20 protein-coding genes and 1 riboswitch are annotated in these 21,199 nt (G+C 47.5%); of the genes, 14 read left to right on the forward strand and 6 right to left on the reverse strand.

All coding sequences use genetic code 11. The annotated features are described in order from the left end of the window. The first annotated feature begins 10 nt into the window (after nucleotides 1-10). Nucleotides 11-337 carry an HI1450 family dsDNA-mimic protein gene (locus L6J37_RS05570; RefSeq protein ID WP_192016588.1) on the forward strand — a complete coding sequence of 109 codons (327 nt, stop codon included), beginning with the start codon at nucleotides 11-13 and terminating at the stop codon, nucleotides 335-337. A gap of 59 nt (nucleotides 338-396) precedes the next feature. Here L6J37_RS05570 and emrD read toward each other — a convergent pair whose 3' ends face one another. The 4 genes from emrD to L6J37_RS05590 form a co-directional block, all read right to left on the reverse strand. Beyond that, entirely contained in the window at nucleotides 397-1,605 is a 1,209-nt protein-coding gene (gene emrD / locus L6J37_RS05575; RefSeq protein WP_330872754.1) for a multidrug efflux MFS transporter EmrD, read from the reverse strand. A 297-nt stretch (nucleotides 1,606-1,902) separates the two neighbouring features. After that, nucleotides 1,903-2,502, reverse strand: coding sequence for a GTP cyclohydrolase II (locus L6J37_RS05580; RefSeq protein ID WP_192016586.1), 600 nt, complete (start codon nucleotides 2,500-2,502; stop codon nucleotides 1,903-1,905). Between the two features lie 271 nt (nucleotides 2,503-2,773). Next, complete coding sequence (locus L6J37_RS05585; protein WP_237794561.1) at nucleotides 2,774-4,069, reverse strand: alpha/beta fold hydrolase; 1,296 nt, start codon at nucleotides 4,067-4,069, stop codon at nucleotides 2,774-2,776. Between the two features lie 138 nt (nucleotides 4,070-4,207). Beyond that, nucleotides 4,208-5,413, reverse strand: a complete 1,206-nt coding sequence (locus tag L6J37_RS05590) for a patatin-like phospholipase family protein (RefSeq protein WP_192016585.1) — start codon at nucleotides 5,411-5,413, stop codon at nucleotides 4,208-4,210. Nucleotides 5,414-5,778: 365 nt separating this feature from the next. Between L6J37_RS05590 and L6J37_RS05595 the strand changes: the two genes are divergently transcribed. The 5 genes from L6J37_RS05595 to panP all read left to right on the forward strand — a co-directional run bounded on the left by L6J37_RS05595 (nucleotide 5,779) and on the right by panP (nucleotide 10,913). Further along, complete coding sequence (locus L6J37_RS05595; RefSeq protein WP_192016584.1) at nucleotides 5,779-6,405, forward strand: hypothetical protein; 627 nt, start codon at nucleotides 5,779-5,781, stop codon at nucleotides 6,403-6,405. A 386-nt stretch (nucleotides 6,406-6,791) separates the two neighbouring features. After that, the gene (locus L6J37_RS05600) at nucleotides 6,792-8,273 is read left to right on the forward strand and encodes a sodium-dependent transporter (RefSeq protein WP_192016583.1); all 1,482 of its coding nucleotides are present in this window, start codon (nucleotides 6,792-6,794) and stop codon (nucleotides 8,271-8,273) included. A 2-nt stretch (nucleotides 8,274-8,275) separates the two neighbouring features. Next, on the forward strand, nucleotides 8,276-8,374 hold the full coding sequence (locus L6J37_RS05605) for a MetS family NSS transporter small subunit (RefSeq protein WP_120510723.1): 99 nt from the start codon (nucleotides 8,276-8,278) through the stop codon (nucleotides 8,372-8,374). Between the two features lie 239 nt (nucleotides 8,375-8,613). After that, nucleotides 8,614-9,126, forward strand: coding sequence for a hypothetical protein (locus L6J37_RS05610; RefSeq protein ID WP_192016582.1), 513 nt, complete (start codon nucleotides 8,614-8,616; stop codon nucleotides 9,124-9,126). Between the two features lie 125 nt (nucleotides 9,127-9,251). Next, nucleotides 9,252-10,913 (forward strand): pyridoxal-dependent aspartate 1-decarboxylase PanP, encoded by a 1,662-nt coding sequence (gene panP, locus L6J37_RS05615; protein ID WP_192016581.1) that lies wholly within the window; start codon nucleotides 9,252-9,254, stop codon nucleotides 10,911-10,913. A 55-nt stretch (nucleotides 10,914-10,968) separates the two neighbouring features. On the opposite strand, the gene hutZ is transcribed toward panP, so the two are convergent. Both hutZ and hutX read right to left on the reverse strand, forming a co-directional pair. Continuing rightward, nucleotides 10,969-11,514 (reverse strand): heme utilization protein HutZ, encoded by a 546-nt coding sequence (gene hutZ, locus L6J37_RS05620; protein WP_192016580.1) that lies wholly within the window; start codon nucleotides 11,512-11,514, stop codon nucleotides 10,969-10,971. Then, nucleotides 11,514-11,996, reverse strand: a complete 483-nt coding sequence (gene hutX, locus L6J37_RS05625) for a heme utilization cystosolic carrier protein HutX (RefSeq protein WP_192016644.1) — start codon at nucleotides 11,994-11,996, stop codon at nucleotides 11,514-11,516. Before hutX ends, hutZ begins: the two co-directional genes overlap by 1 nt. Before the next feature lie 388 nt (nucleotides 11,997-12,384). Between hutX and L6J37_RS05630 the strand changes: the two genes are divergently transcribed. The 8 genes from L6J37_RS05630 to lpdA all read left to right on the forward strand — a co-directional run bounded on the left by L6J37_RS05630 (nucleotide 12,385) and on the right by lpdA (nucleotide 21,159). Further along, the gene (locus tag L6J37_RS05630) at nucleotides 12,385-13,221 is read left to right on the forward strand and encodes a heme/hemin ABC transporter substrate-binding protein (RefSeq protein ID WP_192016579.1); all 837 of its coding nucleotides are present in this window, start codon (nucleotides 12,385-12,387) and stop codon (nucleotides 13,219-13,221) included. A 34-nt stretch (nucleotides 13,222-13,255) separates the two neighbouring features. Continuing rightward, nucleotides 13,256-14,311, forward strand: a complete 1,056-nt coding sequence (locus L6J37_RS05635) for a FecCD family ABC transporter permease (protein ID WP_419555448.1) — start codon at nucleotides 13,256-13,258, stop codon at nucleotides 14,309-14,311. Then, nucleotides 14,308-15,129, forward strand: a complete 822-nt coding sequence (locus tag L6J37_RS05640; RefSeq protein ID WP_192016578.1) for a heme ABC transporter ATP-binding protein — start codon at nucleotides 14,308-14,310, stop codon at nucleotides 15,127-15,129. The genes L6J37_RS05635 and L6J37_RS05640 overlap by 4 nt, the downstream gene beginning before the upstream one ends. Nucleotides 15,130-15,565: 436 nt before the next feature. Then, entirely contained in the window at nucleotides 15,566-16,570 is a 1,005-nt protein-coding gene (locus L6J37_RS05645) for a substrate-binding domain-containing protein (RefSeq protein WP_237794453.1), read from the forward strand. 213 nt (nucleotides 16,571-16,783) lie between these two features. After that, a riboswitch (cyclic di-GMP riboswitch) is annotated at nucleotides 16,784-16,883 on the forward strand. Nucleotides 16,884-17,014: 131 nt separating this feature from the next. Next, nucleotides 17,015-17,629 carry a TfoX/Sxy family DNA transformation protein gene (locus tag L6J37_RS05650; protein ID WP_192016576.1) on the forward strand — a complete coding sequence of 205 codons (615 nt, stop codon included), beginning with the start codon at nucleotides 17,015-17,017 and terminating at the stop codon, nucleotides 17,627-17,629. A gap of 197 nt (nucleotides 17,630-17,826) precedes the next feature. Next, nucleotides 17,827-18,219: a hypothetical protein gene (locus tag L6J37_RS05655; RefSeq protein ID WP_237794454.1), complete on the forward strand. Its 393-nt coding sequence runs from the start codon at nucleotides 17,827-17,829 to the stop codon at nucleotides 18,217-18,219. Nucleotides 18,220-18,309: 90 nt separating this feature from the next. Next, complete coding sequence (locus L6J37_RS05660; protein ID WP_218384739.1) at nucleotides 18,310-18,921, forward strand: carboxymuconolactone decarboxylase family protein; 612 nt, start codon at nucleotides 18,310-18,312, stop codon at nucleotides 18,919-18,921. Nucleotides 18,922-18,936: 15 nt separating this feature from the next. Next, nucleotides 18,937-21,159, forward strand: a complete 2,223-nt coding sequence (gene lpdA / locus L6J37_RS05665) for a dihydrolipoyl dehydrogenase (RefSeq protein WP_237794455.1) — start codon at nucleotides 18,937-18,939, stop codon at nucleotides 21,157-21,159. The last annotated feature ends 40 nt before the right edge of the window (nucleotides 21,160-21,199 follow it).

Below are 21,199 nucleotides of genomic sequence, written 5' to 3' on the forward strand. Positions count from 1 at the left end.
TGACCCAAACATGGATAACTTAGACCTGATTTCATACGACGACGTTATTGAAGCTGCCTACGATATTTTTCTGGAAATGGCACAAGACAGTCTGGAACCCGCCGATGTCTTGCTGTTCACGGCTCAGTTTGATGACCGTGGTGCTGCAGAGGTTGTAGAAACCGGAGAAGACTGGCCAGGCCATGTTGGCTTCGCTGTTGATGGCGAAGAATATGCAGAAGTGCGGATCGGGCTGGTGAATGAAGCCAGCGATGAATTAGATGACGTCTTTGCCCGCATGCTGATAAGCCGTAATCCGGACAATAAATTCTGCCACATCTTGTGGAAACGCGACTAATCAGGTGATTAAGTCAGATACAACAAAAACGGTGCTGATATCAGCACCGTTTTTTTAAATCATACCAATACAGGCGTTTCTTCCTGCTGACAGCGTCTGACCCAGAGCAGGCTGGCAATCGCCATCAGCACCATGCACGTCATTATTGCGCCCAGACTGAACTGGTCTTTTGCACTCAGCATAGAGGCCACCAGCGTCGCAACACCCGCGCCTAAGTTTTGCAAACCACCCAGCACAGCCCCTGCCGTACCGGCATGGAAAGGAAAAGGCTCCACCGCTGCTGTTGTGGTAACAGGAAAAACAATCCCGGAGCCAAGGAAATACAGAAATGCGCCGCCAATCAGTGAACTGACGGTGACTAACCCTGCCATCCCAGGCAACAAAATGGTTATCGCACCGAAGCCAAGTGCTGCCAGCCCGACATAAAGCACCCGCTGCTGCCCCATATGCTTGAGCAACAAAGTCGACATCCAGGAGCCCAGCAGATATCCCGGCAATGGCATAACAAATAGCCAGCTCACTGTCGTCGGATCCAGCTTCAGTACATTACCCAGTAATACGCCAGCGGCAGCTTCAAATACAGCCAGCCCTGAAAAGGTTGCCACTAAGCACATGACATACCCCTGAAATTTACGATTACTCAGCACATATTTGTAGCTGACTGTCACACGTTCTACCCTGCGCTTCTCAGAAGGCAGGGTTTCGGTGAAGCGGGATAAAATGATCAAGGTAACGGCAGCACCCAACGCCAGTAAAAACACATAACTTGCCGACCAGCCAAATGCCTCGGACAGGTATCCGCCCAGTACCGGCGCAATCAGCGGCGAGAAAATAATGCCCATGCTGACCAGGCTGTTTACTTTGTGCAGCTCTGCACCTTCGTAACAGTCCCGGGTAATGGTTCTGCACATTGCGCCACCGCACCCGGTTCCCATGCCCTGAATAAAACTGGCAAGCAGAAAAACTTCAAACGAAGGGGCAAAAAGCGCCAGTATTGTGCCGAGTATGAAAATACACATACCGGCCAACATCACAGGCTTACGTCCAATCCGATCCGATAAAGGGCCGTAGACGAACTGAGACAAGCCGTACGGAATGAGATACGCGGCCATCACAGCCTGCAAGAAAGCGGGCTTAATGCTGAATACCGCTGCCATTTGTGGGATCGCTGGCACGTACATGGTTTGGGTCATTTGCCCAACGGCGGCCAGAATAATAATCAGGAACAACATTTTTGCCACACTGGCAGAATAAGATTGCCTTTGCACAACCTCACTCCTTACAACAATACAAAGAAAAAGATAAGTTCAAGTCATCATAAGTCAATGCGGAGAGTGAACGTTGAGAAATGGCTGCAGAATCGACCATTTGCATCAAGTAGCCTTATGACGAGCTTTCGAGCGGGATAGTAATGGCAGGCAAGGCAAACAACAAGTAAATCCTAACCTAATCAGCACGATACTTTATTATAATTCGGATTATAAAAACTAATCTTAAAATTGCGGTTTTCCGGGCAAAAAAAAGCGAGCATTTCAGCTCGCTTTACAATCGGCTTTTATCCGGTTTCAGTCAAAATGAAAACGGTGTTTACCACGGCTGGCTTTGGCACGAAGGTAATTTTCATTGCCCTCTTTCAAGTGTGCTTTTGTACCCACTACTTCTTCAATCGAAATGCCTAAAGCTTCCAGGTCCTGAATTTTTTTCGGGTTATTAGTGATCAACCTGATGCTTTCAACACCTAGTGCTTTGAGCATTTGTGCCGCTTCGGAAAAATCCCGGAGATCATCCCCAAATCCCAAATGATTATTCGCTTCGTAGGTATTCATACCCTGGCTCTGCAGCAGGTAGGCATCGATTTTGTTATACAAACCAATACCACGGCCCTCCTGACGCAGATACAAGATAATGCCACCTTCTTCAGCCATCCGTTCTATGGTTTCATCTAACTGCTCACCACAGTCACAACGTGACGAATGAAAAACATCCCCGGTAAGGCATTCAGAGTGCATCCGAACCAAAGGAGGGAGTTGTTGTTTATCTGCATCACGGAAAATAAGCGCAACGTGCTCTTTTCCTGAAGCTAGGCCATCAAAAGAGAGAATATCGGCAGGGATATGGCTTTTCGTACCGACTTTAAAGGGGACTCTGGCCCTTACATTTACCATTTTGTTTTATTACCTCTCATACAACCACAGTCTGACGACAATTGATTGCTATGTTATCTACCGACACAGTTCATTAGACCGCTGACTTCAATGCGCTGTTGGTATGCATGTGGCGCTGATGATATCTAAAATTATGACACTAAAACAGTCATCACCGTTGACTTATGCTCCGGTGCCACCCACTAAAAGTGTTATAACATAACAATTAAGTCATGAGCAATAATGATTGTTGTCAGAGATAATGGGCCCTGCATACCTCAGAGCCTCTGTTCTAGCCCTGAAACTGATCGTGAATCTCCTGACTAAAGAGAAGTAAGGTATCAAGGATACGCTCACCATCCGCCCGCAGCCCGTTATGCTCGAACTCATTCGTCATCCAGGCTTTACTGTTTGGGATACCGGCCAGAGTGTTACGGCTGTAATCGAATTCCACGTACATGTCTTCGACATAAACCGCTGCAGCCAGCGGGACCTTGTTAGCGGCCAGCTGACTGGCATCATATAACGCTGGCCAATCTGCTTTTTCTGCCAGAATAGCTGCCGCTTCTCGCAATGGTTTCAGGGTGTCGAGCTGCTCAAACATCCACGGATAAACCATTTCTCCGGTAAAACAAAAATCTTGGCCGGGCTGATAATGACATTGCGGGTATTCATCGCGCACCCGGTGTGCAGACCAGCGGGACGCCTGATGCTGACAATAAATTGATTCGTGCAAAATCGCATAAATCGGATTGGTCTGGTAAGACTGCTCCGCCAGCATGGCGTTAAGGAAGCTATAGCTGAGTTCCGGTTGCCCGCTCACCTCGACAAATGCACTCTCCAGCTGATAATAGAGCGCCAGATCCCCGCCGCTTCTGCCGAGATTGATGCCAATCAGCTGAAACTGCTCAACAGTAAATCGTTGCCCGTTCGGCAGAAAAACATCCTGGGTCAATACATGATCCGCAATGCGATTACACAATGCCTGAGCGGCAGGAAAACGCTGAAAGAAAGCCGCATTTTTATCCAGCACCCGGCGATAGGTTGCCCGGTACACCTCATCAGCATGGCCAGAAATTGGAGGAATTCCGCCAGTTACACAGGCGCTCATCAGGCTGTCCGGGTAAAAAGAAAGATAATGCAGAGCGCAAAAACCACCAAAGCTTTGCCCAAGCAGTGACCATTGTTTGATCCCCAACGCTTCCCGAATAGCTTCTGCGTCACGCACTATATTATCTGCCCGAAAATGGCTCAGGTAATCGGCTTGCTGCTGCGCCGTTAACCCTGCCAGAGTCTGCGCATGGACCGGCTCACTCTGTCCGGTGCCCCGCTGATCGAGCAGCAGGACTCTGTAATCTTTCAGTGCCCGCTTCAACCAGCCACTTTCGGCCTCCGGTCTCGGTGATGGGAAACCCGGCCCCCCCTGCAGATAAACCAACCAGGGTAAATCGCTGCTTTCCTTGCCTCTCGCCACCACTTCACGGGCAAACACACGAATCTTTTGGCCTTCAGGGTGGTGGTAATCCAAAGGCAGTTGAAAAACGTGGGGCTGACAGAACATGTCCCCAATATAAAAACCTGATTGCATCATTTTCTCCATGTACCAACGGAGGACTTTCCGTCTCTACCTGGTGCCATGTGCCATGTGCCAAAGGATGGTCACTGTCACCGGTTATGGCCATCACGCCACTGGTACGTCATTGTGTATCGAGTACTGAAAATCAGGTTATTGCCTGACTGTCGTTTTGTTGTTCAGCATATCAGCAAAATACACCAAAAATTCACGGCCGATTTCCTTGCCTTGCATGTAATCCAGATTCAAATCCTGCTGGCTGCTCAACAAAGCCTTACTATGCAGGGCTTTTTGCGGCGCAATCTGGATCACTTTCAGTTCCTCAGGAGGATGAATAAGGAAATCATTAACATCTTTGTAGGTTTGATAGTAGCGGTTGAGCATATCAAACACTTCAGAACGTTTACCGGTTAAGGACAGAAAACGCTCTACATTCAACCCACTGAGCCATTTACGGTAACCATTCACCGCTTTTTTCTCTTCTTCGAGCTCTTTATTCATTTCATCGGCTGCGATCATGCCTTGTGTTTCTTTATCCAGCCACAAACGCTTCCAATTATCGAAACGGTCGGTCAGTTCATGACGCACCGCTTTCACGCGGTCGAGAGATTCATTCAGGCTGAATCGCTCAATATATTCCGGCAGGGCAACTTCGATGCGCTCTCTCCAGTCATCCAGCACCCCCGGTGTTTGCTGTATCATCTGCAAAGGTTCGGTACGAACCACTATGACCAGCTCAGCCCCTCGCTTCCAGGCTTCCTTCACAGGTACAGCCGCACTTACGCCGCCATCGACCCATTCAAGTTCATTGAGACTAACGGGTAGATTATAAAGCAGTGGAATGGCACAGGACGCGCGCAGTACATCACGCCAGTTGTCTTCGTACATAGGCAGGTAGATATCCTGCAAGGTATCTTTGCGCGTGGCACAGGCAAGTGCCTGACGATACGTCAATACGCGACGGGCCGTCGAGACATCTAAAGGCGTTTTGCCATTGAGGCCAATCTGATCAAAGGCCCAGTCCAGATTCATCGGCTTTTGCTGACTCAGATAATGGTAGAGATTAAAAAACTCTTGTTGGGTAGTCAGGTTAACGATGAAGTCATGGCCAAACTTGGGTTGGCGGCTGATGAAAGAGGAAAGGTTCAGCGCGCCGGCAGATGTACCGATGTAGAGTTCAAACGGGTCAAATCCGGCTTCCAGAAAGGCATCAAAAACACCGGCAGTGAAAATGCCGCGCTGCCCGCCCCCTTGAACCACCAGTGCAATTTTTTGCTTTTTTGATTCCGACAATTTTGCAGAAAATGTGTCGACAAGACTGTCATCCAGATCCCCGAGACTAAAAGGCAAGTGATTCATACACCTAACTCACTCTGTTAAAAAACAAAAACCTTCCCCTCATTTCATTGTAAGGCGAATGCTCAACAACAGGAGAAAAATAATAACAGGGTGATATATAACGATTAATGCGTTATTGCCGTCAACCCAAATCCGAAAAGGACTATCATAATGATAACGGCAACGGTTAACGCCATTTTAAATTCAGGGGTTAAATGATTCATATACGCTCCATATTTACTATCACTGTGAGTGCGGGCTACCAGCACCATTCACTGGTACTAACACTAGCAGATTGTAGGGCTGAGCGTGCACCTTGACCATACAATAAACATGGTTTTAGGGCGACTATCACAATTATTTGATACTGGCGCAAGGAAGGAAAAATGGCATTAAATAACAATCATTTATTCATAATGTGCATTGTCTCTGCTCTGGCAATCACACCTGAAACACAAGCGAGTTCGCAAAAACCAATCTATGTGACGCCGTATTGGGGTTACTCCTTTCCGGATAGTATTGAGTCTGAGGGCGGGATGACAATATCCCCGGATAACGTGGGTCTTTTCGGGGTCACCATTGAAGGTAATTACGGAAAACAATCATTATTCAATGGCCGGATTGGATTTACTGCACAGCACATGAAAATGCAAACCAAAGGCTTTGATGACGACGGCAGTGCAACGTTTTTTCATTTTCAAAGCAGCAGCCATTATCGCGTAGCCCCTATGCTTACCAGCTTTATCGGCTTAAGTCTGGGTGGGACACTCATGGATGTCAGTTGGTCAAAACAGAATATTTTATTGTCGGGCGGCGCCTTTTTTGGTTCTGACTTTTTCATCAATAACAACACCAGAATTCGGTTAGAAGCCAGATGGTTAGCCAGCCGTGTTGACGGAAACACCACTGCTGATTGCCAAGGTACGGCAGGAATACAAGCCTGTGACGTGAATATCGATAGTGACTGGCTGAGTGTGTATCAAACCAATCTTGGTGTCAGCTTTGTGTTCTGAAAGAAAATAGTAAACTACTTACTTAGTACAATTAGTCTTCAAAATGTTGCAAAAGTCTAATTTTTGACTATTTATTAGTCATCGACGCTAAAAAATTAAAATAAAACAATTCACTCAATAATCACAGCATTACGGTGTGATCGTCTAAACATTTCGTTAACAACTTGTTATTTCCACAGTACGGAGGAATAAGTCAATAGTAATGCCTATTTATAACCAATAGTCCAAAACTTACTGTCTATTGCGCTGGTAAGTATCAGTGGTTAATCTCGTTTTAACTGCGTGGGGTTTCAAACCAAATTCCACGATACAGGAAGTAAATACTTAGAATAAAAAACTTAATAGATACTGTTTCATAGAGAAAAACAGTACACAAGGAGATACTTATGAAACGCGAACAATGGGGAACCCGAGCCGGATTTATTCTGGCAGCCGTGGGTTCTGCTATAGGATTAGGGAATATCTGGCGTTTCCCCTATATGGCTTACGAAAACGGCGGCGGCGCATTTTTTATTCCATACCTTTTCGCCATGATAACGGCCGGTATTCCATTCATGATTATGGAATTCAGCCTGGGACATAAGCTGCGTGGTGCAGCACCAAGAGCGTTTTCCAAGCTAGGTGTGAAACTGGAATGGCTGGGCTGGTTCCAGGTATTCATTGCTTCTGTCATCGCCGTTTATTACGTCGCTGTTATCGGTTGGGCCATCTCATACCTGGGCTTTGCATTCACTCAAAGCTGGGGAAGTGATACTAACGCTTTCTTCTTTAGTGAATATCTGAAACTCGGGGATAACTCGCCAAGTAATCTGGGTGGACTGCAACTGCACATCGCCATTCCGATGATCATCGCTTGGGGTATCACATTCGCGGCTATTTTCACCGGTGTTAAAGGTGGTATTGAGCGCGCGAGCAAAATCATGATGCCTTTGTTGTTCCTGATGGTGCTGGCACTAATTGCCCGAGTTATTTTCCTGGATGGTGCACTGAACGGTCTGAACTACCTGTTCCAGCCTGATTTCAGCAAAATCCTGGATGCAAAAGTGTGGTCTGCTGCCTATGGGCAAATCTTCTTCACCCTGAGTGTCGGTTTTGCCATCATGATCGCCTACTCCAGCTACCTGCCTGAGAAATCCGACATCAGTAACAATGCCTTTATGACGGTATTGATCAACTGTGGCTTCTCTATGGTAGCGGGTATTCTGATTTTCTCTGTGCTTGGCTATATGGCTCAGGAACAGGCTAAACCGCTTACTGAAGTCGTTTCTGCCGGTGTGGGTCTGGCCTTCGTCACCATTCCTGCGGCAATAAACCTGTTACCGGCTCCGTATATTCTTGGCCCGGTGTTCTTCCTGGCTCTGGTTGTTGCGGGTTTGAGCTCACACATTTCAATCATTGAAGCTGTGACCTCGGCGGTAATGGATAAACTGAAATGGTCGCGTAAAAAAGCAGCTTCCGTAGTTTGTGGGGTTGGCTTTATCGTCTCGATGGCGTTTGCAACCAATGGTGGCCTGTTGCTGCTGGATCTGGTTGATTACTTCATCAACAACGTTGCCCTGCTGGCAAGCTGCCTGATTGAATTGCTGGTTATTGGCTGGCTGCTGAAAGTCTCTGACATTCGCAGCTATGTGAACAGCATTTCTGAGTTCTCTATCGGTAAATGGTTTGAAATTTGTATCCGCTTTATCAGCCCAATCATGCTGGCAATCATCCTGGGTACGAACCTGACCAACACCTTTAATAACGGCTACGGTGGTTACGAAACGTCTGATTTGCTAATGCTGGGTTGGGGCCTGGTAGCAGCGATGTTTGTGATTGCAGTGATTATCAATGTTGCATCTAAACCACTAGAGAATAAAGAGGTATAAGTATGACTGCTGGTGCTATCATCATGATGCTATTCGGCCTGGGTATTACCTGGGGAGGCGCAGCTTACTGCATCTCAGTAGCGATGAAAAACAAGGGGTAACCCTTTGCTAACAAGAGGCCTGCGGGCCTCTTGTTGTATTCTCCTCAGACATATTACAGTTGATTCACACTCAAAAGTGCGCTTTGATTCATATTCGTTGAACGATGTGAACGAATGATACCAAGATCTCTTTCCTTTCAGACGCTTCTACCGCTACAATTTGCCAAAATACTCCGAAAGCTTGAACACCATGATGACATGGCGTTAATAGCTTCTATCAAACAGTTCAAGGAAAGACCATGAAGTTTCCAGCTCTTGTTCTCTCGTTCGCCCTGCTACCTACTACTGCTTTCGCTTCCACACAAACTTGCGAAAGCAATAAATACCATCAGTACATTGATGCTTCTCTTGAGTGGTACCAGAACCTGGTCCAGCTGACTGTGCAAAAAGATCCCGATTTACAGGAAGTCGGCGACTGGTTCATGGAAGGAAGAACCCACCATTTTGAATTGAAACGTGAAGCCGTTGACTGGTACCTGGCAAACGATAAAAGCCATTTAGACCTGTCACAATCTGTCGAATCCTGGCTTAAGCTGACTCAGCAAGACATTAAAACACTATCTGCCCAGCAAGGTAGCCTCGGCGATTACGCGAAGAAAGTCTTTGAGGATCGTCAAAGCACGCCACACCCGAAAAATTATGAGCTTCGCAGCGCTTTTGCCGACCTGTTAACCCACCCGGATGACATTGATAAGCCACTCAAAGAATACAACCGACAAATGAGCGCTATTGCTGCCACTCAGTGCGAATAACGCTCACCCGACTGGCACCGGACGTGACACGTTCGGTGCATTCTGATAAAAATTTCAAGACAATTATCCTCATTTCCAGTAAATTAGCCGGATTTGCCGACGTTAACTAAAAGTAACAACTCATTATGGCAGTGGAAAACAGACAAGCTGAAGCATCTCTTGATACCCTGCACCGTATCTTTACCGTGCCGGAAGCCCCCGACTCCACGCTTGGTCGGATCGAGAAAGAGATCTCCGAAAACCTCAACGCCTTTTTACAGACTCACATTGCCGCCCAGGAAAAGCCGCTGACTGAAATTGAAAAAGATTTCTCTTGTGCTTCTGTGCCAGAGCAACCCAGTTTTGTCTCTGAACATACACATTTCTTACTGGAAAAATTGGTTGCTCAGTCTGTTCACACATCCGCACCCACTTTCATTGGTCATATGACATCGGCTCTGCCCTACTTTTTGATGCCGCTGTCAAAGATCATGATTGGCCTCAACCAGAACCTGGTGAAAATCGAGACCTCAAAGGCCTTCACGCCACTTGAGCGGCAGGTACTGGGGATTCTCCACAATCTGATCTACGGTGAAAGAGATGCGTTTTATCAACGCTGGATGCACAGTGCTGAACATTCTTTAGGCGCATTTTGTTCGGGCGGAACAATAGCGAATATCACCGCACTATGGGTTGCCCGTAACAACCTGCTAAAGCCAGAAGGTGATTTTAAAGGGGTCGCGCAGGAAGGCCTTTTTCGGGCGATGAAACATTACGGCTATGATGATCTGGCTGTACTGGTGTCGGAACGCGGGCATTATTCACTGAAAAAAGCCGCCGATGTGCTCGGCATTGGCAGAGACTGCCTGATTGCGATCAAAACCGACGAAAATAATAAGATCTGTACCGAAGATCTGCAGAACACCATCGAAAGTCTCAAAGCCAGAAATATCAAACCCTTTGCGATTGTTGGCGTTGCCGGAACGACAGAAACAGGCAACATCGATCCGTTGGATGAATTAGCCGATATCGCTCTCGCGCACAATTGCCATTTCCATGTTGATGCGGCCTGGGGTGGTGCGACCTTGATGTCCAATAAATACCGTCCATTACTGAAAGGCATCGAGCGAGCAGATTCAGTAACCATTGATGCCCATAAACAGCTGTATATCCCTATGGGTGCGGGTATGGTGATTTTTAAAAATCCCGCCTCTATGGCTGCAATTGAACATCATGCAGAATACATACTCCGTAAAGGCTCCAAAGATCTTGGCAGCCATACGCTTGAAGGATCCAGAAATGGTATGGCGATGCTGGTGTTTGCCAGCCTGAATATTATCAGCCGCCAGGGATATGAATTACTGATCAACAACAGTATCGAGAAAGCCCGCTACTTTGCTGAGCTGATCAAATCTGACCCCGAGTTTGAACTGATATCAGCACCAGAGCTGTGTTTGCTGACTTATCGTTACGTGCCTGAAGATACACAAAAGGCGCTGGCTATTGCTAACGATGAAGACAAACAGGCCATTCACGAAGCCCTGAACGATCTGACTCAGTACATCCAGAAACGTCAGCGTGAATCGGGTAAGTCTTTTGTCTCGCGAACACGTTTGATGCCAGAACAATGGGATCGCCGGATCACTACAGTCTTTCGTGTGGTACTGGCTAACCCTCTGACAACACCAGACATTCTGAGTGATGTGCTCAAAGAGCAGAAGCAACTGGCATTAACCAGCCAGCAAAGCTTGCCAAAGATTAACGCAATAACAGCGCGCATTCTTTCTCAAGCCAATCTCAGTCATTAAAACGCACCATAAAAAAACGGACAGTAAACTGTCCGTTTTTTTGTATAAATAGCTATCAGGCTGACTTTACATCATCGCTATCATCAATGCGCTTATGCCCTTCCGTCAGGTGGACAAAATCGATCAGATCATCACCAGTCACTTGAAATGCCTGACCGAAACCTTTAACAAACAGGCCGTGAGTCGGCTCTAGACGGAATAGTTTGAAATCCTCCAGGCCACTCAGCCCGTCAACAATCTCACCGAAACGCGCTTTTAACGCTGTAACACCCAATTGCCAGCGCTCAGTGTCACGTTCTACCAGTACAACATTGGCTTCGAATGTTAAACGGGTACGTGCATAAATCGTTTTAGAGGTTGCTTCATCTTCGATCATCATCAGAGATACCTGCGGATTTTCCAGCAGATTTCGGGCATGTCGGGCGATTTTCGAAATGAGCACATAGTATCCGTCATCCAACAAAGCAAATGGCGCATAGCTCACATTCGGCTTTCCTTCTGAGTCTACTGTTGCCAACTGCAGTGTCTGACAAGCATCTCTGAACGCCTGAATTTGTGGCTCCAGACGGTTTTGCAGACGTTCTTGTTTCACTTCGCTCATTACACTTCTTCTCCAACAAAAGCCTGTTTCAACGAATTAAATTTCTCAACTTGCTCAGGGATAAGCTGTCGCTTTTCATCCCTGCCAAGGTAAATTTTAAAAATACACTCACCATTGTCTGCCAGAAAACCAATGAAATAACTTTCATTTCCTTGCATAGGTTTACTGACTAAAACCACATCCGACACGCGATCAAGCTTCAGGTGGCCATGCATTTCACCCGCTTTCCCAATCAGATTGTAGTATCCACGCGCTTCTTTACCTTTCGGAAATGGCGCCTTTACTTCAAAGATTGATCCCATAGAGTGAACAATGGTTGTCATCATTCCCCACTCCGGCAGCACCTCTAAAATAGCCTGAGCATGCTCCCCTGCAATATGGGTAACAAGTTCATCCGGTAAGGCCAGGATGATTTCGCCCTCAGTCACACCCAGCTTTTCCGCTATCAGCACTGCGTGCAAATTCGGGTTTTCTTCCAGCATCGCACCAACTTCTGTTTTCAGCGTTGCCAAACTGAATTTCTCAAACACTCACGCTCTCCTTCATCATGCTGCTTGCAAAGTCGGCCCTCATAGCCTGTCAGCCTTATCGGCATGCAGAAGCACAGCAACACACAAAAAATAATGATAATTAATTGTATTTGTAAAAATGATAAGGTGCTCTATGTCCTTTTGCAAATGATAATTGATATTGTTTAGCATTCATGGATAATGACGCGATTAATAATAATTATCACTTGTGATAACAATATCATTTGTGTGATATTGATTTTCATCTGTATTTCATTTGAGATATTTTGTCAGAACTCCATAAGCAATTGATATTGCTTTGATTTATCAAGACTATCTGCAATCACATTGAGGGATTTTCATGAAACGCGCCGTACTGTCTGTTGCTCTTTTCTTCGCTGCCACATCTGCATGGGCAGAAGAACGAATAATCAGTGCAGGTTCCGGCATTACCGAACTCATAGTGGCAATGGGCGCAGAGAGTCAGCTTGTTGGTGTCGATATCACCAGTAAAGCTTATACCGGTAATGGCATTCCAACCCTTGGTTATCACAGACAGCTTTCCGCGGAAAGCATCATCGCGCTGACGCCCGACCGGGTCGTGGGTTCTAAAGAAATGGGGCCTGAAACTACACTCTCTCTGCTTCGCCAGGCGGGTATCTCAGTCGACATCCTTAATTCGGGCGATACCATTAATGATCTGCTCAAGCGTGTCGAGCAAGTAGGTCAACTCACGGGGAAACAGGCCCAGGCAACACAGCTAAACAGCCAGATTCAACAGCAAGTGAAGCGAATTGAATCGCGTCTGGCAGACAAACACACACCTAAACGTATTCTCTTTCTGACCATTCATGCCGGGCGAGCACCTATGGTTGGGGGACGCCACACCACTGCGGATACGGTTATCAGGCTCGCAGGCGGCATGAATCCAGCGGCTACAGCCATTGAATCTTACAAACCCTTATCTGCGGAAGCTATGGTGGAGATGCAACCTGATATCATCCTGCTAAGTACTCATGCCAGCCAGTCGATAGGCGGACTCAACGGTCTGTTAAAAAGCTTACCCTTACTGGCAGCGACACCTGCTGGTCAGAACAATGCGTTATATACCATTGACGGTACTGCCCTGATTGGCGGCTTGAACCTGAAGAGTCTTGAAGAAGCCGAGCGATTGAATCAGGTTCTGTATGGCCAGTAAAACCATGTCTGACCCAAGCATGTCTCATTCAAGGATGCAACGCATCCGTCTGTTGTCATTACTGCGAGTGCCAACGTCAGCCATCATGCCCTCGACATGTCTGTTACTGGCCATTGCGGCATGTTGTTCCATCATTGTCGGACCAATGGCTATCTCGTTCTCCGACATCTGGCAGGTTATTCTGCCGGGGCAGCAGAAAGTGGCTCCCCATATTGAGTTGATTATTCAGCAAGTTCGTTTACCACGCACACTGCTGTGTATTGCCATCGGCGCTGTGCTGGCGCTTTGTGGCGCGGTCATGCAGGGACTGTTCCGAAACCCGCTGGCTGATCCCGGCATTATAGGCGTTGCCGGCGGAGCAAGTTTAGGCGCTGCATTAGCCATAGTCTTGTTCGGCTCACTGGCAGCGTCATTCCCGCTGCTGCTGACCCTTGGAACCGTACCGGTTTTTGCCTTTGCCGGTGGCGCTATCACAACCTGGGTTGTGTACTTTCTCGGTACAGATAAAACCGGCACCTCTGTCACAGTGATGTTGCTTGCTGGCGTGGCGATTGGCGCTTTATCCGGTGCAGCGCTCGGGCTGCTGAATTTCTATGCCGATGATCAGGCACTGCGTGATCTCTCACTGTGGACTATGGGTTCTTTGGCGGGGGCGACCTGGCCAGGTATTGCCCTGTCTTTTGTTACTCTAGCCACCCTGTTCTGCCTGTTCACTCGCCAGGCAAATGCATTAAATGCCCTCTTATTGGGCGAATCTGAGGCTCAGCATTTAGGTGTCAATGTACAAGCATTGAAACGTTTACTGGTTCTATTGTGTGCAGCCGGTGTTGGCGTGGCCGTCTCGCTCTCCGGTGTGATTGGCTTCATTGGACTGATTGTGCCGCACCTTGGCCGCATGTTAACTGGCCCTAACCATAAAACACTGTTGCCCCTTTCCGCACTGCTGGGCGCACTGATCCTGTTGATTGCCGACATGCTAGCCCGCGTTGTCGCCGCGCCCGCCGAGCTGCCGGTAGGTATTATCACAGCCCTTCTGGGCGCGCCATTTTTTATCGTCCTGCTTACAAAACAGCGAGGTCGTTTGCAATGATCCACCACATAATATGTCAACCCAAAAAGCAAGCTGCCAGAAACCTGCCAGTGGCAATATCGGCCGAGAAACTGTCGCTGGCACTGGGCGGTAAAGTGTTGCTCGATAATCTGAGCATTAGTTTTCGCAGTGGTGAGCTGACCGCTTTACTCGGACCTAATGGTGCCGGTAAGAGTACTTTGCTGAAAGTGTTATCGGGGGAAATGCATGCCAAAGGCAATATCTACATCTTTGGTGAGCATCGTAAAAACTGGGATGCCCACCGTCTGGCGCATCATATGGGCGTGCTCCCTCAGCACAGTACGCTGTCTTTTGGTTTTACCGCTCAGGAAGTTGCAGAATTGGGCACTATGCCCTTAAAGCTCAGTCTTAAAGAAAGCCAGCACATAACGCGTCAAAAAATGGCCGATGTGGGTATCAGTCATCTCAGCCAGCGGCTTTATCCTTCACTTTCCGGTGGAGAGAAACAACGTGTCCACTTTGCAAGGGTACTGACGCAACTCAGCGCTGCCGGTGATCAATGTCTATTAATGCTGGATGAACCCACCTCTGCTTTAGATCTTGCCCATCAGCAAACTTGCTTAAGTCTGGCAAAAAAAATGGCAGACAATGGCGCCGCGGTCATTCTTGTTATTCACGACCTGAATCTCGCTGCTGAGTATGCCGATCGTTTGATCTTACTCAACCACGGTAAAATACAAGCAGATGGCGATGCCTGGCACACATTAACAGCGGAACATATCCAATCCGTGTATGGTGCCCCTGTTATCATAGAGACTCACCCGCGCGGGCATTTCCCTGTCGTCCTGTCGGCATAACGCCACAAACCATGAGGCACATTCAACTGTGCCTTCTGCTGATTTTACACCACTAAAATTGCGTACAATTGTTGCATCCTATTATTGACCTCTATCAAGAATCATTCCACTCAACAAGAGAAACGTTGCACTGTGCGTGAGTCTCAGTAAAATGTGATCGCAAGCGATTAACCGATGAAACGAAGCGTAATGGCGGTCAAACTTTTATCCGGTTTACGCTCCCTTGGGCGATAGCCTTCGGGTTCTCTTTTACAGTGCGTTGTGGGTATCTTTTCAAGACATTGTCAGATGGCACAACACCGATAGAACATGATTAACGACCAGGCCTGAGTCATTCATTTCTTGCCGCTTTCTTATGCATAAAGCGGCTTTTTAACGTCTGGCCAACATTAAGACTCAAAGAGGCCCAAAGGGCCTGAAGACTAGAAGAACAACTATGGCAACCATTAAAGATGTTGCACGTATGGCTGGTGTATCGACAACCACAGTTTCACACGTGATCAACAAAACCCGCTTCGTAGCGGAGGCGACACAGAAGAAAGTCCTGACTGCAGTTGAGGAGCTGAATTATGCGCCTAGTGCTGTCGCACGCAGCCTGAAATGCAACACGACCAGTACAATCGGCATGTTGGTGACCAAATCGACCAATCCATTTTTTGCAGAGTTGGTGCATGGTGTCGAGGAATACTGCTATAAGGCAGGATATACGCTGATCCTTTGTAACACTGAAGGTAATCTCCACAAGCAAAAAGATTATCTGCGCATGCTGTCTGAAAAACGCGTCGACGGGCTACTGGTCATGTGCTCTGATCTGGATGATCAGTTGCTGGAACAATTAGAACGACAGCCTGATCTGCCTATGGTGATCATGGACTGGGGTCCGGCCCGCCCCAAAACAGACAATATACAAGATAACGCTGAGCTGGGCGGTTACCTGGCAACCCGCCATTTTATTGACAATGGACACACTAAAATCGGCTGCTTGTCTGGTCAGAAAGATAAATCCACCTGCCGTGAAAGGTTGAAAGGTTTTAATAAAGCGATGCGCGAAGCGGGTCTGACTGTCAATGAAGGCTGGATTCTTGAAGGTGATTTCGAATGTGAATCTGCAGTTGTTGCAGCCAATGAATTTATTGCTATGAAAGATCGTCCAACAGCCATTTTTTGTTTCAATGACATTATGGCCATGGCATTAATCAGCACGTTTGAGCAAGCCGGCGTGAGAGTGCCTGAAGATGTTTCTATTATCGGTTATGACAATATAGATCTGGCCCCTTACTTCTCCCCACCCTTGACCACTATCCACCAGCCGAAGCGGCGTTTGGGCAAAACGGCAGTGGGAATCCTGATGGAAAGAGTGAAAAGCAAAAGTCACGATTTCCAGACATTTGAAATCAATCCGGAATTAGTTGTCCGCCATTCTGTAAAACGAATCACGTAAAAAATAAACGATTTTCCTCCATGTGATGTAGCGTGCAGCCGATATTAATTTGACTATCGGCTATTTGCATATGGAATATTACTACGCCATGGGGGAATTAATGAGACAATGCATCGCATTCTGTAAAATTTATACGATTTTTATTGCGATTAGCCTCACAATTTTTTTGTGCGATCCATATCAAATTAGTCTTATTGATATATGATTAAACAGTCACGAACAAGGCAAACCATTTGAAAGAATGGGACGCAAAGCTTCCGGCCTAAAAGTAACTGCTTGATTAGCTTTTACTCATGGTAGCGGGGTTGCCGATGGATGAAGTGAAGATTATAGACTGTTTTTGTCATAGCTATGACAAAGCATTCATAATCTTGTGCATAATTGAATCCTCGCTCCTTTGTTAAGTGACTTCTTTTGTTGAAAATAATTGCCGAGAAAAGAAGCATGGACAAACCATTACTGAAAGATTCAATTCGTTTATTTGAGAAATTTGGTCAAATAAAATCTCGCTCTATGTTTGGCGGGTTTGGCATTTTCGCAGGTGAAACGATGTTCGCTCTAGTTGTTAACAACAAGCTGCATCTGCGCGCTAATGCGAGAAATGAAGAAGCCTTCAAACAAGCAGACCTCAAACCGTACGTCTACCAGAAACGCGGTTTTCCTGTTGTTACGAAGCACTATGCCATTCCGGATAACTGGTGGGAAACCCCTGATGTTATCCTGGAACATGCAGAACGTTCTCTGAATGCTGCCCAGGCGGATAAAGAGAAAAAACTGCAGGCTAGCCCTAATCGCATTAAAGATCTGCCTAACCTGCGTCTGGCCAATGAGCGTATGCTCAAAAAAGCCGGTATCAGTTCTGTTGATCAACTCTTCGAGGTCGGTGCTATTGGTGCTTTCCAAGCGTTGCAGGAATCTCATCACGAGTCATTGAGTCTGGATCTGCTCTGGGCATTGGAAGGTGCAGTCAGTGGTAAACACTGGTCTGTTATTACCCCACAACGCCGAAATGAGCTATTGTCAAAGCTGGAAACATCAGCTTCAAGTGCTCATCATTAAGGTTTCCCCTGTCAGTGTTTCATTACCTGTGATGAACACTGACGGTTTATAACCTGCTTTCCAGCCCTGACGCTCCGTCAGGGCTGTGTAAAATGAAGACTCAACTCACAAACGCAAGTTACAAGATTATCAGTTAGCTTCCCTTCAGCTCTGTCACCTTTAGAATGTATGTTTTGCCACCACCCAAGGGAGGTTTCATGCGTTCGTCATCGCCGTTTCCGGGTCAGACTGACAACATCTTCAGAGACAAATTCTGTAAATGGCCAAGACTGATGCGTTACCTGGTCTTCATCAGTTTGTTACCTCCGGCCTTTCTTGTCGCACTTGTGCACACTGACGCAGTTAACGTTAACGAGGTGCTGATCCCCAGCATTATTGCTTCTGCGCTCAATATGCTGCTTTTTTTCTGGGGCATCATATTGAAAGTCAAAGCACGTAAACACTGGTACCGAAATTATCATATCGGCAAAACCATGCTCATTGCACTTCTACCTGTAATAGCAAGCAGTTATTTGTTGCTGGAACAGCACGAACCTAAAACAGCGGCGAACCACCTTGCCCCTCGCAGTGTTCAACTTTCAGTCAATTAACAACAAGAACACACAAATTTGACTGTTTTCTGAAATTTGTCCGGGTATCCGCGGTCATGTTATTAAATCGCTTTATCCGGAGAGCTTCAGGTGCGCATCACCACAAAACAGCATTATTCGATCTTAATCCGTCCACTGCTCTGGCTGCAGACACGGCACTTTGGCAAACCCCTGAACCCGGCTTTGCTTTGGGGACGCCGCCCCTTCCTCTTTTATCTGGTTGCCAGTTTTTTTGGCTATCTCGACCGAAAGCGATCCCCTGTATCCGATGTGATACGTTCCTTGGTTTGTGTACGTGTTTCACAGTTAAATGACTGCGCATTCTGCATAGATGCCAACGGTATGCGACTGGCGCAGCGGTGCAAGTCTGTAGAAAAAGTACAATCTCTGCCTGATTGGCAGCAAAGCCCGCTGTTCGATACACAAGAAAAAGCTGTCCTTGCATATACAGAAGCCATGACTGTAACAGGCATGAAAGTCACATCAGCAATGATTGATGACCTCAAACAGTGGTATGACGAAGATGCTATCGTTGAGTTAACCGCATTAGTCAGCTTTCAAAACCTGTCTGCGAAATTTAATACTGCGTTAGATGTCCCTTCTCAGGCGTTTTGCACTATTCCTTTAACAAAGGATCATAAACACACTGAGCAAAAACAAGAGCCGTCGAATGGCAATGCAAACCAACAGCAACGCAGATAATTAATGATGAAAAATATGAAAAAACCCTTATTGCTGACATTCATCGTCAGCGCCATCGTGGCCTGGTTCGCTTTCGATCTCGGCGATTATTTCACTCTGGAACAGGCTAAGGTTTACCAGCATTCGTTACAGGCAACCATTACCGCAAACCCTCTGCTCTCCAGCGGACTTTTCTTCCTCATTTATGTTGTCATGACGGCTTTGTCTTTCCCTGGGGCTGCCATTATGACGCTGCTTGGCGCTGCACTGTTCGGTTTCTGGTGGAGCCTGCTTATCGTCTCTTTTGCCAGCTCCATCGGAGCGACACTGGCATTTCTGGCCAGTCGGTTCTTATTGCGAGACTGGGTGCAACGCAAATTTGGCCTGCGTCTGGCCGCGATTAATCGTGGCATAGAAAAAGACGGCGCTTTTTACCTCTTTACGCTGCGTTTAATTCCCGTCGTTCCCTTTTTTCTGGTAAACCTGCTGATGGGCCTGACACCTATGCGCCCGCGTCAGTTTTATTGGGTAAGCCAGTTAGGTATGCTGCCTGGTACCGCTGTCTATCTAAATGCCGGGACACAGCTGGGTGAGATTCAGTCGCTGTCCGGGCTGATTTCTTTGCCTGTTCTGCTGTCCTTGGTTTTGCTGGGTATTTTTCCCTTTATCGCCAAAGCAGTCATGGCCTTCGTCCAACAGCGGAGGGTCTATCAAGGCTGGCAAAAACCTGAGCGTTTTGATCAGAACATGGTTGTGATCGGTGCCGGTGCCGGCGGGCTGGTCAGCGCCTATATTGCCGCAGCCGTCAAAGCCAAAGTCACTCTGATTGAAAAACACCAAATGGGCGGTGACTGCCTGAATACCGGCTGCGTACCGTCTAAGGCGCTGATCCGGGCCGCACATACTCTGCATACTATCACCCGGGCACCGGAGTTCGGGATTCGCAGCCAGCCAGCCCAGGTGGATTTTCCTGCTGTCATGCAACGTATTCACCGTGTTATCAAAGGGATAGAACCGCATGATTCCGTCGAACGTTACTCTGAGCTTGGGGTAAACTGCATTCAGGGCGAAGCGCGTATCCTTTCTCCCTGGGAAGTGGAAGTCAACGGCACACGCATCACGACACGCAACATAGTTATAGCCACCGGTGCCCGACCTGTTGTACCGCCCATCGAGGGTATTGAAAAAGTACGCTATCTGACCTCAGACACCTTGTGGTCCATCACAGAGCAACCCAAAAAGCTGCTTGTACTGGGTGGCGGCCCGATTGGCTGTGAGCTGGCACAGAGTTTTCAGCGCCTGGGCAGCCAGGTCACTCAGGTTGAAATGACAGATCAGCTCTTGGTCCGGGAAGATGCAGATGTGGCAAAGCGGGTTCAGGACAGCCTGATGAAAGACGGCGTAGACATTAAACTGCAACACAAAGCAGTAAAATTTGACACTGCAACGTCGGATTCCGGCGAAGCCCTTCAGTATGTCATCCTTGAGGATAATCACGGACAGCAGCATCAGGTTGAATTTGATGCGGTCATCCTGGCGTTAGGCCGTGTGGCCAATGTTACAGGTTTTGGCCTGGAAGAACTTGGCATCACGCTGAACGAACGCAAAACCATAGACGTTAACGAATACCTGCAAACCCGCTATCCCAATATTTTCGCCGTCGGAGATGTTGCCGGCCCGTTCCAGTTAACGCATGCCGCCGCACACCAGGCTTGGTATGCGGCTGTAAACAGCCTGTTCGGACAGTTTAAGTCATTCAAAGTGGATTACCGTGTCCTGCCTGCCGTGACTTATACGGCTCCCGAAGTCGCTCGTGTGGGCATTAATGAGAAAGAAGCACAAGCTCAGGGCATAGACGCGGAAACCACTCAGTATGAATTGAATGATTTAGATCGCGCAATTGCTGACGGTGAAGACTATGGTTTTATTAAAGTATTGACCCCAAAAGGGAAAGATACCATCCTCGGTGCCACCATTGTGGGTAACCAGGCCGGAGAACTTCTCGCGGAGTTTACCCTGGCAATGAAACACGGGCTTGGATTGAACAAAATTCTGGGTACGGTTCACCCTTACCCCACTATGAGTGAAGCCAATAAATACACAGCAGGTGTATGGAAAAATGCCAATAAACCGGAACGGGTTTTGGCATTGCTGGAGAGATTTCATCGCTGGCGGCGAGGTGGCGACAACGGCCATCAACAAAAATCACAGAGCGACAATCTGAAAGCTCATCTGCAGGAAAGTAAGGATCAGCAATGAAAATGACATGGATAGCACTTGGGTTGGCAATCGCAGCGGC

The organism is Photobacterium sp. WH77 (assembly GCF_022014395.1).
Classification (GTDB): Bacteria; Pseudomonadota; Gammaproteobacteria; order Enterobacterales; family Vibrionaceae; genus Photobacterium; species Photobacterium arenosum.